We start from the raw sequence: 15,003 nt of genomic DNA, 5'->3' as shown, positions 1-15,003 counted from the left end.
AGCCGCCCCGGTCCCACAAGGAGAGAAAAATGACCCTTCAGCCTGAACTGCCTGTCGCTGCCAACCGTCGTCTTCTGGACGTGTCGGGCATAGAGGTCGTCTATGGCGGCGCAATCCTGGCGGTCGCGGATGTTTCGCTGACCGTCGGCCAGGGAGAGATCGTTGCCCTGCTCGGCGCCAATGGTGCCGGCAAGAGCACGGTACTCAAGGCAATATCGGGGCTTGCAGCTGCCGACAGGGCGACCGTGCGGCAAGGGCATGTGCGCTTTGACGGCCAGGACATTTTGGGGACGGCGGCAAACCAGCTGGCGAAACGCGGCATCGTGCATGTGCTTGAGGGGCGGCGGGTGTTTTCACATCTGACGGTCGAGGAAAACCTGTTGTCCGGCGCGTTCCTTCACAAGCCGGCGCGGGGCGAACTCGTGCGCCAGCTCGACGACATCTATGCGTGGTTCCCGCGCCTGAAGGACAAGAGACGAACCCTCGCCGGGCTCACCTCCGGTGGCGAGCAGCAGATGCTCGCGATCGGTCGCGCGCTCCTCACGCAGCCGCGCCTTGTTTTGCTGGACGAGCCGTCCATGGGGCTCGCGCCGACCATCGTCCAGGAGATCTTCAGGATCATCGTCCGGCTCAATCGCGAGAAGGGGGTCGCCTTCCTGCTTGCCGAGCAGAACGCCGCCCTTTCCCTTGCCCATGCCTCCCGCGCCTATTTTCTTGAAAGTGGCCGGGTGGCGCTGGAAGGAAAAGCGGAGGATCTCGCGCGGCGCGATGACCTTCATCACATCTATCTTGGGTCCGGTGCCTGAGTTCCAAACGTTCACTGATTTGTGTGCGGCGGGGTGCGCCTATACGGGCGCAGCCCCGCGATTTCCCAGCTGGCGTTCGAGCCATTGGCTATAGCGCGAGGCGCCGAAGCAGATCACGAAGTAGATGACGGCCACGACGATATATGCCTCGTTGTAGAAGCCGAGCCATTGCGGATCGGCAGCGGAGGCGCGGGCGGCGTTCAGGAGGTCGAATATCCCGATGACGGCGAGCAGCGAGGTCGCCAGCAGGAAGCCGATGGCGAGGTTCACGATGCCGGGGATGACGATGCGAAAGGCCTGCGGCAGGATGACAAGGCCCTGGATGCGCCAGTATCCGAGCCCGAGCGCCGTTGCTGCTTCCGTCTGTCCGCTCGGCACGGCCTGAAGGCCGGCGCGGATGACCTCGGCAATATAGGCGGCCCAGAACAGCGTCACCATGATGATCGCGCGCAGCATCTTGTCGATGGAAAGCCCGTCCGGCAACGCCATAGGCAGGATCAGCATGGCGACATAGAGAATGGCGACCATCGGCGTGCCGCGCATGAGTTCGATATAGAGGACGGCAAAGGTGCGCAGCCCTCCGAGGGTCGAGCGGCGGGCCAGCGCCAGAAGGACGGCAATGGGCGTCGCGGCGGCAAAGCACAACGCCCAGACGAACAGCGTCACCGGCAGACCGCCCCACTGATTGGAGGGGATGGGTGTTGCCGTGAAGGCACCTTGCATGAGCAGCCAGCAGGCAAGGATCGTCAGCGGCCAGGCAAGGATGAGCGAGCGCCCCCAGAAGCGCGGCAGGGCGCTTGCCGAAAGAATCGCGCATAGGAGAAGAATCACCAGAAGCGGTCGCCATTGCAGGTCCGGCGGATAGAAGGCGAAGAGGATGAAGCGCAGCTTCGCCGTCACGAAGGCCCAGCAGGCGCCCGCCCGCGTACACGCATTCGCGTCACCGGTGAAGGTGGCGTCGAGCACCGCCCAGCGCAAAAGCGGCGGAACGATTTGCCATAGCAAAAGAACTGTCGCCAGCGTGATGAGTGTATTGGCGCGCGTTCCGAAGAGGCCGGCGCGCAGGCCAGGCAGCGCACGGGCAAGGCGTGTGGTCATCGTCTGCTTCCCTTGAGCGCAACACGATTGTTGTAGATGTTCATCAGGGCCGACAGCGCGAGATTGATGGTGAGGAACGCGCCGATGAGAATGATCAGCGCCTCCATGGACTGGCCGGTCGTGTTGGCCGTCGTGTTGACGATGCTGACCAGGTCGGGAAAGCCGATGGCGACGGCCAGACTCGAATCCTTGGTGAGGTCCAGATAGCTCGACGTCGTCAGCGGCGTTATCACGCGCAGTGCCTGCGGCATCACGACGAGGCGAATGATCTGACCGTCATGCAGCCCCAGCGCCCGCGCTGCCTCCCACTGACCCTTGCCGACCGATTGTATGCCCGCGCGGACAATCTCCGCGATCAGCGCCGCGAACTTCACCACGAGGCCGGTCAGCAGTGCGGCGAATTCCGGGGAGAGGTTGAGGCCGCCTCTGATGTTGAAGCCTGAAAGTGCCGGCAGTTCCGCCGCCGGCCGTGCACCAATCATAAGAAGGAAGGCGAAGGGTGCCGCAACCGCGATTCCGGTTGCAGCCATGCCGGAACGACGAGTCAGTTTGCCGGTGGCCCGCAGGGCGATGATGAGGAAAAGAGTTCCTACCGCTGCTGTGCCGAGAGCCGCGGCAATCCCGAAGGGACCACCCACGAAGGAGAGCGAGGGTATGTAGACACCTCTGTTGGTGAGGAAAACCGCGTCGAAAAGGCCAGATGCCTGGCGCGGCGCCGGCAATGCCTTGGCCAGCGCCATCCAGAAGAACAGCTGCAGCAGAAGCGGCGTGTTGCGGGTGATTTCGATGAACCAGCGCACCAAGCGGGAGAGCAGCAAATTGCGCGACAGCCCCGCCACACCCACCGCGACACCGACGATCGTTGCGAGAAGGCAGCCGAGCAGGGACACCTTCAATGTATTGAGAAGGCCCGCCAGAAGCGCGCGTAGATATGTATCCCCTGCGCGAAAGGCGATCGGGCTTTCCCCGATTTCGAAGTTGGCCGAACTCGAAAGGAAGGCAAAACCCGGCAGGATGCCGATGCGTGCCATATTCTGAAGAACATTGCCGATGAACAGCGCGCCCAGCGCCGCAAATACGGCCAGAAGGGCAAGCTGGCCCCACGGCCAGCCGCCCCACCATGTCCGGAATTTTTCCGCCATGCTGGGCCGCGGAGGGCCCGACAAGGCGATTTGGAAAACGCGTCGATCTGCAACCGGCGCGTTTCGCCCGGAATTGCGAAAATGCTCCATGTCTTCGCCTTTACGCAACTCCAACCATGCGACCGTTCTCCATCGTCACGGCTTAGCGGAAGGGCGGCGAATAGAGCAGGCCGCCGTCGGTCCATAGGCTGTTGTAACCGCGCTCCCAGCCCAGCAGCTTCAGATTGCGGTCGAAGATCTCGCCGTAGTTCCCGACGGTCTTGATGATGTTGTAGGCCCATTTCGGATCGAGCCCGATGTCATTGGCAAAAGAGGGATCGACGCCGAGGAAGCGCTGGATTGCTGGATCTTCCGATTTGAGGAAGTCATCGACATTCGCCGACGTGATGCCCCATTCCTCGGCCTGTATCGTCGCATTCACGGTCCAGTTCACAAGTTCCAGCCAGCGATCGTCACCGCCGGCAATCGCCGGTGCGAGCGGCTCCTTCGAAAGGCGCTCCGGCAGGAGGACATAATCGTCCGGCTTCTTGAGCTGGGTGCGCTTGCCGACGAGATCGGAGGAGTCCTGGGTGATCGCGTCGACGCGGCCGGATTCCAGTGCATCGATAAACTGCCCGGTATCCTCGATGGTCACGGGGGTAAAGGATTTGCCTGTCTTGCGGAAGAAGTCGGCCACGTTCAGCTCGCCCGTCGTGCCGCTCTGCGCGCCGATTGTTGCGCCATCGAGATCTGCGGCCTTCGTCACGCCGAGGTCCTTGCGTACCAGAATGCCCTGGCCGTCATAGAAGACCGTCGGGCCGAAATGGAAGCCGAGCTTGAAGGCGCGGGTGGCGGTGACTGTCACGCCGGACAAAAGAATGTCGAATTCGCCGCTCTGCAGGGCCGGAAGACGCTGTTGCGGCGAGGACGACGTGAACTCGACCTTGTCGGGCGTGCCGAAGACGGCAATGGAAAGGGCGCGGCCGTAATCGATGAAGAATCCCTGCCACTTGCCGTTGCTGTCGGGCGTGAAAAAGCCCGGGGTCGTGCCGACGCCAACCTTGATGGTGCCGCGCTGGTTGATCTTGTCGAGCGTCGGACCGGCGTGCGCAAGGCCGGACAGCATGGTCGTGGCGAGGAAGGTGGCGGCGGCGACGGACTGTAAGACTCGCCGGAAGGTGGTCTGTGCACTCATATGGAAATATCCCCATTCTCGAAAAAGAGCTTCCACCACAGGGATGTATGCCGGGCAGTGAAAGTATTTTTTATATTATCTATAAAATTACTTCATTTAAGAAACGGGCATACCAAATTTCGGTACGGAAGCGAAAATTACTACCGGTTTGCGCCAGTGAGACAGGCCGAGATAAGGCGGCCGCGCTTGGGATCGTTTGGTATCGAGACCTGTTAATGGTTGTCCGGTTTCGAAGGGATCGAAACCGTTTTCAATCCGCGACCCGTCGAGCCTTTCGGACAGAGCGGCGCTCGACCCAGGTAAGGCGGCTCTACGTTTACGCCGCTGCCTTTCCCTCGATGGGGCGCCCCTTTTACAGCCAAAGACGGAACAGCTTTTCACCTTATAGTACATAAAAGACATGGATTTTCTGTATTCCATTTCTGGCGCGGCTACCCTCGCTGCAATTCCAAGCGTGACCGGCCCATGGCCGGCGCCATAGCAACGAGCAGAAGACATGACGCAGATCGAGAATGCTTGGGGCGCAGGCCCTGGTGAGGATTACGAGACCATTGCCGCGCCGTTTCGTCCCATCTTTGCGCGGATCGCTGAAAATGCGATCGCGCGGGACCTTGGACGCGACCTGCCGCATGAGGCGATCCGCGACTTGAAGGAAGCGGGTTTCGGCGCCGTCCGGCTACCGGTGGAATCGGGCGGCAGGGGCGCCAGCCTGCCGCAGTTCTTCAACCTGCTGATCGAGCTTTCCGAAGCGGATTCCAACATCACGCAGGCGTTACGCGGACATTTCGGCTTCACAGAGGACATCCTGAACACCCGGGATGCGGAACGCCGTAAACTCTGGCTCGGGCGCATCGGCGGCGGCGAGATTACGGGCAACGCGTGGAGCGAGATCGGCGCCGGTGCAGCGCTTGACCGCTTCGCCACCCATGTCGCGGAGAAGGACGGCAGACTCCTTCTCAACGGTGCGAAGTACTACACGACCGGCTCTCTCTTCGCCGACTGGATCGACGTCGGAGCCTCCAATGCCGAGGGCGAGGGTATTTCGGTCGCGGTGCGCCGCCGCGCCGAAGGTGTCGATGTCGTCGATGACTGGGACGGCTTCGGTCAGGTTCTGACGGCAAGCGGCACCACCACTTTCCGCGATGTCGTGGTGGAGCCGGAGGATATCGTCGTCGACGAGGAGCGTTTCAGATACGCGGCTGCCTTCTACCAACTCGTTCATCTCGCAACGCTTGCTGGCATCGGCCGTGCGATTACGGCCGATGTCGCCAAGGCGGTGGCAGAGCGGCGGCGAACCTATACCCACGCCGCCGCGGCGCGGTCCAGCGAGGACCCGCAGGTCTTGCAGGTCGTCGGGCGCATCCGTGCCGCAGCCTATGCGGCGTCCGCCATTACGCTCCAGGCCGCGGCAAGTCTTCAGCGCGCTTTCGACGCGCATTTCGTGGACGACGAGGCTGCCGAGGAGAAAGCCAATGCGATAGCCGAACTCGAGGCGGCGCAGGCCCAGACGGTCGTGTCCGACCTGGTCCTCGAGGCGTCTACCCTGTTGTTCGATGCGCTCGGCGCCTCGGCCACCAAAAAGCCCGCGGGCCTCGACCGTCATTGGCGCAACGCTCGCACGCTCGCCTCGCACAATCCGCGTATCTACAAGCACCGCATCATCGGCGATTTCGCCGTCAACGGCACGCCGCCGCCCTACCAGTGGCGCATCGGCGTGAGTGCAGGCTGACAAGGGCGAACGACAGTCTTGCGGGGCCGGCTATGTCTCCAGCCGGCTCTTGATCATCTCGGCAATCGGTATGGCGGATGTGGCGGCTGGTGACGGCGCATTGCAGACATGCAGCATCCGATTGGTCTCTGCGAAGAGGAAATCGTGGATGAGCGCCCCATCCTTCCGCACGGCCTGCGCCCGGATGCCGGCTTCGTGCGGCAGGAGGTCTTTGAGCGTGAGGCTCGGGCAGTATTTGCGGCATTCCGCGAGATATCCTGCCTTCCAGAGGGAGTTGCGCAGCTCCGTCATCGCGGATTTCCGATTGGCGAGCACCGTCTTCCAGAAACCCGGGAAGAGCGCATAGTCGGCCATGTCGGCGACATTGACCGAAAGACGCGGATAGCCTTCGCGGGCAAAGCCGATCACGGCATTCGGCCCGACCGTCACGCTGCCGTCGATCATCCGGGTCAGGTGGACACCGAGGAAGGGCAGGGCGGGATCGGGGATCGGATAGATGAGGTGGCGCACGATGTCGTTCTTGTCGGCCGGCAGCCGAAAATATTCCCCGCGAAAGGGGACGATGCGGTGCTCGATCGACAGGCCCGCAAGGATTGCCAGCCGGTCCGATTGCAGGCCCGCGCAGGCGACCAGCTTCCTTGCCCGCCAGTTCTCGCCGGCGGATGCGATATCGACGGCGTCAATGGATTCGCGAATGGCGGTAACGCGTGTCGAAAGGCGGATGTCTCCGCCGAGTGCTATGATGCGCCGGCCCATGGCCTGGCAGATTTCGGCATAGCTGACGATGCCTGTCGAGGGTACGAAAAGCGCACCACGGCTGCTGATGTTGGGTTCGCGTTCCCGCAGTTCGCCTTCGCTGACGCGCTGGACCTCGATCGTGTTCTGTTTCGACCGTTCGTAAAGCGCCTCCATGCGCTCTACTTCGAGATCCGATGTCGCGACGAGCAGCTTGCCGCAGACCTCGAAACGGATGCCTTGTTCCTGGCAGAACGCTTTCGTGGCCGCCGCACCCTTCCGGCACAGCTCCGCCTTGAGGCTGCCCGGCGGATAGTAGATGCCCGCATGGATGACGCCGCTGTTATGGCCGGTCTGGTGCCGGCCGAGCGCGTCTTCCTTCTCGATGAGGACAAGGCTGCTGCCGGGCCGCGCTTCGAGGAGTCGCATGGCCGTCGCCAATCCGACAATACCGCCGCCAATGACGCAATAATCGTAAATCATCCGCCTCGCCCCCGCTCGGCCGATTATGCGCCCACAAGATGGCGTTCGCCATAGCTGAAACTGCGTTTGCTACCTTGCACGCCGCAGCGATGGCCGAGCCTGCTAAGCGCGGATGCCGGCCACCAGCTCGGCGGCGGCCGAGATCGCGTCCTGTTGCCAGGGGCGGAGATCCTGTCCCGCGTAATTTCGAAACACAGGCAGGAAGGGATCGTCGATGTGGGTCTTGATGCCGGAAAGCTGCTCCAGCACAGCGAGGCCGCAATAGGGCACATAGGCGGCGGAGTAGCCGCCCTCGTGTGACATGACGAGACGCCCGCCGCACAGGTCGGTGGCCGCTTCCATCAGCATCCGGGTCATCTCGCGATAGGTATCGCTGTGCAGCATCATGCGGCCGAGCGGATCGGCCCCCGAACCGTCGAAACCCGAGGGGACGACGATGAGATCTGGCTTGTAGGCCCGTAGTGCTGGAAGCACGACCTGTTCGAAGGCCGCGATATAGGCGCCGTGCCCACTGCCGGCCGGAAGCGGAATGTTGAGGTTGTAGCCGAGACCCGCACCGGCGCCGCGTTCCTCGCGGTCGCCGCTGTCATGGGGATAGAGCCTCTCCTGGTGAAGCGAGATCGTCAGCACGCCGGGATCGGTCCAGAATGCGGCCTGGGTGCCGTTACCATGGTGGACATCCCAATCCACTGTCGCCACGCGCTCGAAACCGTGCTTCTTGCGGTTCTTCAGAATGGCCACCGGGACATTGCCGAACAGGCAGAAACCCATGCCCTTGTCGCTTTCCGCATGGTGACCCGGCGGGCGCACCAGCGCGTAACCGTTGTCGAGTTCGCGGGAAAGAACCTTGTCCATCAGGGCGAACGTGCCGCCGGCAGCAAGGCAGGCGATCTCGTAGCTGCCGCGTCCGAACGGCGTGAGATAACTCGCATCGCCGCCGCGATCGTCGCTGAGCCTCTTGACGCGCCTGATGTAATCGCGAGTATGGAACAGCGCGAGGTCGTCCTCGTCTACCGGAACCGACTTGACGCTCGTAAGCTGCTCGGTGAGCCCCGAGACCTCCATGAGATTGCGGAAGCGCCGCTTCGTTTCGGCATTTTCCGCGTGTTCGCCGGGCTCGACGGTCAGGCTTGCCGGGAAAAATTGCGCGGCCGCGCCGGTATCGTGCCAGAGGTAGAGTTCGTGAAAATTCCATCCGGTCTTCATCATCTGCGTCCTCGTCATTCGCCGACCGTTACCCACACGCCCTTGCTCTGCGTGTAGGAGAGGATCGCATCCATGCATTTGTCGCGGCCGTTGCCGCTTTCCTTCCAGCCGCCAAAGGGCAATTGCATGTCGCCATTCATGTAGCTGTTCACATAGACCATGCCGGCCTCGACATCGCGCGCGAACCGATGTGCCTTGCCCAGGTCGCTCGTCCAGATACCAGCAGCAAGGCCGAAGGGGCTGTCATTGGCGACAGCGATCGCCTCGTCGTAACCCGACACGGGAATGATGCTGGCGACGGGGCCGAAAATCTCTTCGCGGGCGATCGTCATGCTATTATCGACGCCGGCGAAAATGGTGGGGGCGACATAGGCGCCGTGCTCCAGCCCGTCGGGCACGCCGCCACCGAGGATGCAATCCGCGCCACCCCGGCGCCCGATGTCGATATAGTTCAGCACGCGCTGCTGCTGTTCCCGGGTGACGAGGGGCCCCATCGTGGTGGTTTCGTCCAGCGGGTCGCCCGGCACGTAGCCGGACTTTGCCTGCGCCGAGAGGGCATCGATGAAATCAGGGACAACGGATTTTTCCACGATGATGCGCGAACCTGCGCAGCAGACTTCGCCCTGGTTGCCGAAGATACCCATGGCTGCCCACCAGGCCGCCTTTTCGAGGTTTTCCGTATCCGCCAGGATGATATGCGGAGACTTCCCCCCGCACTCCGTCGCGACCTTCTTCATGTTGGACTGACCGGCATAGATCAGCATCAGCTTGCCGACCTCTGCCGAGCCGGTGAAGGCGATCTTGTCGACGCCGTCGTGCAAGGCCAGCGCCTTGCCGGCCTCCGCACCGAAACCGTTGACAACGTTCAGAACGCCCGCCGGTCCGCCGGCCTCCATGAAGAGGCGCGCAAGCAGCAGCGCCGAGAGCGGGGACTGTTCGGCCGGCTTCAGCACGACGCAATTGCCGGCCGAAAGCGCGGGCGCGATCTTCCACACGGTCATCAGCAGGGGGTAGTTCCACGGCACAATGCAGCCGACGACGCCGAGCGGCTGGCGGATGACATAGGACAGCACGTCGCTCGTCGTCGCGCCGACGGTGCCCTCGATCTTGTCAATGCATTCGGCGGTAAAACGCAGGCAGGTCAATGCCAGCGGGATGTCCACCGTCAGCATCTCCTGGATCGGCTTGCCCATGTCGAGCGTATCGAGCATCGCGAATTCGCCGGCGTGATTTTCGACAAGGTCGGCAAATCGCAGCATCACGGCCATGCGGGCACGCGGCGCCATGCGCGACCAGACACCCGACTTGAAGGCCTTGCGTGCGGAAGCGACGGCGAGATCGATATCGGCACCGTCGCCGCGCGACACCGCCGCGATGATGCTGTCGTCAGCCGGATTGACGGTCTCGAACTTCGTGCCGGAAACGGCCTCGCGGAAGTCGCCATCTATGAAGAGCCTTCCTTCGACGGAAAGCTTTGCGGCCCTGTCGTGCCAGCTGTTTTTTGATGGGGCGATGTTCATGGATGCGTCTCCTTAACCGGCGAGGATCATCTGGGCGGCACGCTCGGCGACCATGATCGTCGGCGCGTTGAGGTTGCCCGAAACCATTTTCGGAATGACCGAAGCATCCGCGACGCGCAGGCCTTCCAGACCGCGGACCTTCAAGCTTGCGGGATCGGTGACAGCCATCGCGTCGGTGCCCATGCGGCAGGATGAGGACGGGTGGTAGAGCGTCGTCATATGGCCGCGGACATAGTTGGCGATTTCGGCGTCCGTCTTGCACTCGGCGCTTGGGCTGACTTCGTAGTCGACCAGCTCGCGCATCGGCGACTGTTCCATGATGCGGCGGTTGATCTTGACGCCCTCCACCATGGTGGCGAGGTCGAGCCCATCCGGATCGCTCACGAAATATTTGGGGTCGATCGACGGATATTCGATCGGATTGGTCGAGCGCAGCCTGATCTCACCCCGACTGTTCGGGCGCTGAAGCGTGGAATGCGTGGTTATACCGGACTGGCCGCCCAGAAAGCGTGCGTAGTCGCGGTGCGGGCTCATGGCGCCATAGAGTTGCAGGTCGGGTTCGACGCCGGGCCGGCTGCACACATGGCCGCCGGAGGCGACCCAGGGCGAGGAGCGGATACCGGTACGGTGGTCGCGCCATTCCTCGAAGCTGTCGGTAATCACCTCGTCGGTCCAGGCGCCGATGCCGAGCGGTTCCTTGGTGTAGAAGGTGATGGGAATGTTGAGGTGATCCTGCAAATCTTTGCCGACGCCGGGAAGGTCGTGGATGGGATCGACGCCGACCGCCTTCAATTCGTCCGCCGGCCCAATCCCCGACAGCATCAGGAGCTGGCAGGATGCGATCGCGCCCGCTGAGAGCACGACTTCGCTTTCGGCATAGGCCGTGTGCGCAACACCGTCGATGAGATAGCTGACACCCTTTACGCGGCCGTTTTCGACGATGAGCTTCGTGACAAGAACGCCTGTCTCGACGGTGAGATTGGGGCGTTCAAGCGCAGGCCGCAGATAGGCCTTGCCGGTTCCCCAGCGCTCGCCATTCTTGATGGTGAACTGGAAAAGGCCGACCCCTTCCTGGGTCTCGCCGTTGTAGTCGGGATTGTAGGGGTAGCCGGCCGCCTCGGCGGCCTCGATCCACATCCGCTCATATTTGTCGACATAGGGCACGTCGCCGATATGCAGGAGGCCGTCGTTGCCGTGATACGGACTGTCCTTGATGTCGGCATTGGCTTCGGAAAACAGGAACACCGGAAGCACGTCCTTCCAGCCCCAGCCACTGCATCCCATCGCTTCCCATGCATCGTAGTCGGACGGCAGCCCTCTGATATAGATCATCGCGTTGAGCGCACCGGAGCCGCCCACCATCTTGCCGCGCGGCCAGAAGATGCGGCGACCGCGGCAGCCCGCCTGAGGCTCAGTGTAATAGCCCCAGTCGGCCCCCGTGTTGAACATGGTTACCCAGTCGGACGGAATATCCGAGGCCAGCGGGGCTGCCCGGCCGGCCTCCAGCACGAGGACCTTGCGGTTCGGATCGGCGCTCAGCCGGTTTGCAAGCACGCAGCCGGCAGAACCGGCGCCGATGATGATCGTGTCGTACATGAAAACTCCTCACTTTCCGGTGGTTGCCGGCTTTTCCTGAAAGGTGATGGCGGATGCGGCGGCGCGGTCGCGGCTGCGCAGCCAGGATAAGAGATCGCCGAGCCGCCCGACGAGGCCCTTCGGCATCAGCAGGATGGACAGCGCGATGATGAGGCCAAGCCCGAGCGTGCGGAACTCGCCCGCCTCGCGCATCAACTCGTCGGCCGCGACCAGCACAATGGTCCCGACGAGCGGCCCCCAGAAGGTTCCGACGCCACCGACGACGGTGATGGCGATGATGAACATCAACTGCGACATCGACAGGATGCCGGGCCCGATGGCCTGGAAATGCGCGGCATAGAAACCGCCGGCAAGACCGGTGAAGAAGGCCGAGATGCCGAACACCAGAAGTTGGGCCTGAAACCGGTTGACGCCGCGGGCCACGGCATAGCCCGGATTGTCCTTTAGGGCGCGAAACGCGAGGCCTATCGGGCTTTTGACGATGATGTAGGTGACGAGCATCGTGACCGCGAAGAGCGTCGCTATAATGGCATAGTTGCCGGCAAGCCACTGGCCCTTGAGGAGCGCGCGCGTGCCGAGATCACCGAAGCGGGCGAAGCCCACCGCGCCTCCGGTAAACTGCCGGCAGATGGAGCCCACCATGGTGAAGCATTCGGTATCCGTGACGATCAGCAGATACATTGTCTGCGCGATGGCGAGGGTGAGCAGCGCGACGTACACGCCCGTGAGGCGAAGGCAGGCGAGGCCGACGATCAGCGAGAAGACGACGGCTGAAAGCGCGCCCGGGAGCAAAGCCGCCCAGACATTCCAGCCAAAGTAGAAGCAGATCATCGCGGTCGCATAGCCGCCGAAGGCAAACATTGCCATCTGTGCAAGGGAGAAGACGCCGGCAAAGCCGAACAGCAGGTTCCACTGCGAGGCAATGGTGGCGTAGAACAGCGCCAGCACGATCTGACCCAGCACGTAGCGGCTGTCGATCATGAAGGGGAGCGCGATTGCGGCGGCGATCAGCAGCAGGCTGACGAGGAGGTCGATACGGGCGTTGATGGACATGCCCTTGGAGCTGGATGTCTTGTTCATGGCGCCACCTCACATGCGACGGATTTGGACACGGCCAAAAAGGCCGGCGGGCCGCCATATCAGGACAGCGATGACCACGAAGAGCAGGGTGGGGAACCCCCAGCGCGCGCCGGCAACGTACTGGATGAAGGCTTCCAGCAAGGCGAGGCCGAAGGCTGCCGCCACGGCGCCGGGAAGATTGCCGAGGCCCGCAACCACGCACATGATGAAGGCCTTCAACATGGGATCGTTGCCGAGAGGCGGCGAAAGCTGGGTCATGGAGCTGACCATCACGCCACAGATGCCGGCGATGGCGCCCGACAGGACGAGCACCTGGAAGTAGACCGAGTTGACCGCGACCCCCATCAGTTGGGCCGCCTCGCGGTTTTGCGCCGTCGCGCGGATGGCGCGGCCCATGCGCGTCTTGCCGAGCAGCAGCGCTATCACCGCCATCAGCGCAATGACGACCAGCACGATGAGCATGTTCTGAAAGGGCAGGCTGACCGGTCCGAGGACGAATGATCCGTTCGCCGAGATCGGCTGCTTCAACGGCTGGCCGCCATAGGTCAGAAGGATGGCGTTTTCGAGTGCGATACCGATGCCGACGGTCGCGATCATCACATTGGCTTCGAACGTCGCCTTGTCGGTCTTCAGCAGGTTGCGCACGATCAGTACGTAGAGCAACCCACCCGCGACGGCGCCGATCACGATAGCGCCTGCGAAGCCGACGATGACCGGGAGGCCAAGCACGGTGCAGAGCGTGAAGGCCGAGTAGCCACCGAGCGTCAACATGGCGGCATGCGCCATGTTGAGCATGCCCATGGAGCCCCAGACGAGGGAGAGGCCGACGGTTGCGAGCGCATAGAGCGCGCCTGTCGTCAGGCCGGCGATGAGGATGGCGGTCAGGATGTCGAACATGATCGTCAGCCTCCGAGATAGGTTGCAAGGAGCTCGTCGCGGGCGAGCAGTTCGGCCGGCGGGCCCGACCACACGATCACACCGTCGTCCAGCAGATGAAGATGATCGGCGAGGTCGGCGACACGGGCCGGATTTTCCTCGACGAGCAGGATGGTCCGGCCGCTTCTGGAGAGTTCCGCTATGACGCCGTATATTTGCTCGATGATCAGCGGCGCGAGCCCCAGTGAAGGTTCGTCGATCAGCAGGATCTGCCCGCCCATCATGAGCCCGCGACCGATGCCGACCATCCGTCGCTCGCCCCCCGAGAGGGAGGATGCGAGCTGGTCCCGCCGATCGGAAAGTTTGGGCAGGAGCGTGTAGACCTCGTCGAGCCGTCGCTCGACTTCGGCTTTCGAGGGCGCGAGATAAGCGCCCATGAGCAGGTTTTCCAGAACGCTCATTTCCGGAAACAGCATGTCGCCCTGCGGAACATGGGCCACGCCGAGCCCGGCGATGGTGTGCGGCTTGGCCGGGGCCGGCTCTCCGTTGATGCGGATCGCGCCAGACGTCAGCGCTACGAGGCCGGAAATGGTTTTCAGCAGGGTCGACTTGCCGTGGCCGTTGGGGCCGACGACGGTTACGAAGTCGCCGGCCGCAATGTCGAAGGATATGCCCTTGAGGACCTGAAGTCCCTTGTAGCCCGAAAACACATTGGAAAGGCTGAGGACGGGCGGTTTTGCGGAAGCGCTCACGGCTGCACCTCCTCTTGGGAAAAATACGTCGCAAGCCGCTTGCGTGTGCCCTCTCCAAGATAGGAGTCCACAACGACCGGGTCTTCAGCGACTGCCTGCGGTGGGCCTTCGAAGATCTTCTTGCCGTGGTGCATGATGATGACGCGACTGGAGAGCGCCAGCAGGAAACGCATGACATGTTCGATGAGAACGACGGTCATCCCGTTTGCTTTGAGCCGTTCGACCAGACCGATGATGTGATCGATCTCGCTGGAATTGAGCCCGCCGACAGGCTCGTCCAGGAAAAGCAGTTTCGGCCGTGTCGCGATCGCGCCGGCGATCATCAGCAGCTTGCGGTCGAGCACGGGAAGTTGCGCCACCGTGGCGTCCGCCTTGTCCGACAGGCCGACGAAGGCCAGTGCCCCTTCCGTCTGTTCGCGCACATCCTGGCCGAGCTTCAGGCCCGGGATCGCCCTCCGGCTTCTCCCGAAATAGGCGGCGACATCGATGTTTTCGCGCACCGTCAGGCTTTCGAAGGCGGCGTTGAGCTGGAATGTGCGTGCAATGCCGTGCTGGCATATGCTGTCGGCGCCAAGCCTTGAAATGTCATGGCCATCGAACACCATCCGTCCCTCGGTGGCGGGCATCACGCCTGTCACCACGTCGAAGAAGGTCGTCTTGCCCGCGCCGTTCGGGCCGCCGATGCCGACGATCTCGCCGCGGTTCACCGTCAACGACATGCCGTCGACCGCCGCAAGCGAGCCGTAGCGCTTCACGACATTTTCGCATTCCAGCAAGACTGTCCCGCTGTTTTCCATCAATCCGCT

General features: G+C 62.7%; 13 protein-coding genes. 2 read left to right on the top strand and 11 right to left on the bottom strand.

The window, feature by feature from the left end:
• Positions 1 to 29: 29 nt before the first annotated feature.
• The gene (locus MKI86_RS13105; protein WP_241601354.1) at positions 30 to 806 is read left to right on the top strand and encodes an ABC transporter ATP-binding protein; all 777 of its coding nucleotides are present in this window, start codon (positions 30 to 32) and stop codon (positions 804 to 806) included.
• 39 nt (positions 807 to 845) lie between these two features.
• Here the strand turns inward: MKI86_RS13105 and MKI86_RS13100 are convergent, their stop codons facing one another.
• The 3 genes from MKI86_RS13100 to MKI86_RS13090 form a co-directional block, all read right to left on the bottom strand.
• The gene (locus MKI86_RS13100) at positions 846 to 1,904 is read right to left on the bottom strand and encodes an amino acid ABC transporter permease (RefSeq protein ID WP_241601353.1); all 1,059 of its coding nucleotides are present in this window, start codon (positions 1,902 to 1,904) and stop codon (positions 846 to 848) included.
• Positions 1,901 to 3,046: an amino acid ABC transporter permease gene (locus MKI86_RS13095; protein ID WP_241601352.1), complete on the bottom strand. Its 1,146-nt coding sequence runs from the start codon at positions 3,044 to 3,046 to the stop codon at positions 1,901 to 1,903. Before MKI86_RS13095 ends, MKI86_RS13100 begins: the two co-directional genes overlap by 4 nt.
• Before the next feature lie 142 nt (positions 3,047 to 3,188).
• Entirely contained in the window at positions 3,189 to 4,151 is a 963-nt protein-coding gene (locus MKI86_RS13090) for an amino acid ABC transporter substrate-binding protein (protein ID WP_241601578.1), read from the bottom strand.
• 565 nt (positions 4,152 to 4,716) lie between these two features.
• On the opposite strand from MKI86_RS13090, the gene MKI86_RS13085 reads away from it, so the two are divergent.
• Positions 4,717 to 5,949 carry an acyl-CoA dehydrogenase family protein gene (locus MKI86_RS13085; protein ID WP_241601351.1) on the top strand — a complete coding sequence of 411 codons (1,233 nt, stop codon included), beginning with the start codon at positions 4,717 to 4,719 and terminating at the stop codon, positions 5,947 to 5,949.
• Between the two features lie 30 nt (positions 5,950 to 5,979).
• Here the strand turns inward: MKI86_RS13085 and lhgD are convergent, their stop codons facing one another.
• The 8 genes from lhgD to MKI86_RS13045 form a co-directional block, all read right to left on the bottom strand.
• Positions 5,980 to 7,167 carry an L-2-hydroxyglutarate dehydrogenase gene (gene lhgD / locus MKI86_RS13080; RefSeq protein ID WP_241601350.1) on the bottom strand — a complete coding sequence of 396 codons (1,188 nt, stop codon included), beginning with the start codon at positions 7,165 to 7,167 and terminating at the stop codon, positions 5,980 to 5,982.
• A gap of 102 nt (positions 7,168 to 7,269) precedes the next feature.
• The gene (locus tag MKI86_RS13075; protein WP_241601577.1) at positions 7,270 to 8,373 is read right to left on the bottom strand and encodes a histone deacetylase-like amidohydrolase; all 1,104 of its coding nucleotides are present in this window, start codon (positions 8,371 to 8,373) and stop codon (positions 7,270 to 7,272) included.
• A 14-nt stretch (positions 8,374 to 8,387) separates the two neighbouring features.
• Positions 8,388 to 9,893, bottom strand: coding sequence for an aldehyde dehydrogenase (locus tag MKI86_RS13070; protein ID WP_241601349.1), 1,506 nt, complete (start codon positions 9,891 to 9,893; stop codon positions 8,388 to 8,390).
• Between the two features lie 12 nt (positions 9,894 to 9,905).
• On the bottom strand, positions 9,906 to 11,489 hold the full coding sequence (locus MKI86_RS13065) for a GMC family oxidoreductase (RefSeq protein WP_241601348.1): 1,584 nt from the start codon (positions 11,487 to 11,489) through the stop codon (positions 9,906 to 9,908).
• 9 nt (positions 11,490 to 11,498) lie between these two features.
• Positions 11,499 to 12,569 (bottom strand): branched-chain amino acid ABC transporter permease, encoded by a 1,071-nt coding sequence (locus MKI86_RS13060; protein ID WP_241601347.1) that lies wholly within the window; start codon positions 12,567 to 12,569, stop codon positions 11,499 to 11,501.
• Positions 12,570 to 12,578: 9 nt separating this feature from the next.
• Entirely contained in the window at positions 12,579 to 13,466 is an 888-nt protein-coding gene (locus MKI86_RS13055) for a branched-chain amino acid ABC transporter permease (protein ID WP_241601346.1), read from the bottom strand.
• 5 nt (positions 13,467 to 13,471) lie between these two features.
• Complete coding sequence (locus MKI86_RS13050; RefSeq protein ID WP_241601345.1) at positions 13,472 to 14,197, bottom strand: ABC transporter ATP-binding protein; 726 nt, start codon at positions 14,195 to 14,197, stop codon at positions 13,472 to 13,474.
• On the bottom strand, positions 14,194 to 14,994 hold the full coding sequence (locus MKI86_RS13045; protein WP_241601344.1) for an ABC transporter ATP-binding protein: 801 nt from the start codon (positions 14,992 to 14,994) through the stop codon (positions 14,194 to 14,196). Before MKI86_RS13045 ends, MKI86_RS13050 begins: the two co-directional genes overlap by 4 nt.
• Positions 14,995 to 15,003: the final 9 nt, after the last annotated feature.

This window comes from Shinella sedimenti (assembly GCF_022601905.1).
Classification (GTDB): domain Bacteria; phylum Pseudomonadota; class Alphaproteobacteria; order Rhizobiales; family Rhizobiaceae; genus Shinella; species Shinella sedimenti.
This window is presented reverse-complemented; position numbering and strand designations above follow the sequence as displayed.

What these genes read in the sequence shown, in the direction of transcription:
- MKI86_RS13100 (WP_241601353.1), bottom strand. Translation starts at nt 1,904, where the DNA reads ATGACCACACGCCTTGCCCGTGCGCTGCCTGGCCTGCGCGCCGGCCTC.
- MKI86_RS13105 (WP_241601354.1), top strand. Translation starts at nt 30, where the DNA reads ATGACCCTTCAGCCTGAACTGCCTGTCGCTGCCAACCGTCGTCTTCTG.
- MKI86_RS13085 (WP_241601351.1), top strand. Translation starts at nt 4,717, where the DNA reads ATGACGCAGATCGAGAATGCTTGGGGCGCAGGCCCTGGTGAGGATTAC.
- MKI86_RS13055 (WP_241601346.1), bottom strand. Translation starts at nt 13,466, where the DNA reads ATGTTCGACATCCTGACCGCCATCCTCATCGCCGGCCTGACGACAGGC.
- MKI86_RS13060 (WP_241601347.1), bottom strand. Translation starts at nt 12,569, where the DNA reads ATGAACAAGACATCCAGCTCCAAGGGCATGTCCATCAACGCCCGTATC.
- MKI86_RS13065 (WP_241601348.1), bottom strand. Translation starts at nt 11,489, where the DNA reads ATGTACGACACGATCATCATCGGCGCCGGTTCTGCCGGCTGCGTGCTT.
- MKI86_RS13095 (WP_241601352.1), bottom strand. Translation starts at nt 3,046, where the DNA reads ATGGCGGAAAAATTCCGGACATGGTGGGGCGGCTGGCCGTGGGGCCAG.
- MKI86_RS13075 (WP_241601577.1), bottom strand. Translation starts at nt 8,373, where the DNA reads ATGAAGACCGGATGGAATTTTCACGAACTCTACCTCTGGCACGATACC.
- MKI86_RS13090 (WP_241601578.1), bottom strand. Translation starts at nt 4,151, where the DNA reads ATGCTGTCCGGCCTTGCGCACGCCGGTCCGACGCTCGACAAGATCAAC.
- lhgD (WP_241601350.1), bottom strand. Translation starts at nt 7,167, where the DNA reads ATGATTTACGATTATTGCGTCATTGGCGGCGGTATTGTCGGATTGGCG.
- MKI86_RS13045 (WP_241601344.1), bottom strand. Translation starts at nt 14,994, where the DNA reads ATGGAAAACAGCGGGACAGTCTTGCTGGAATGCGAAAATGTCGTGAAG.
- MKI86_RS13070 (WP_241601349.1), bottom strand. Translation starts at nt 9,893, where the DNA reads ATGAACATCGCCCCATCAAAAAACAGCTGGCACGACAGGGCCGCAAAG.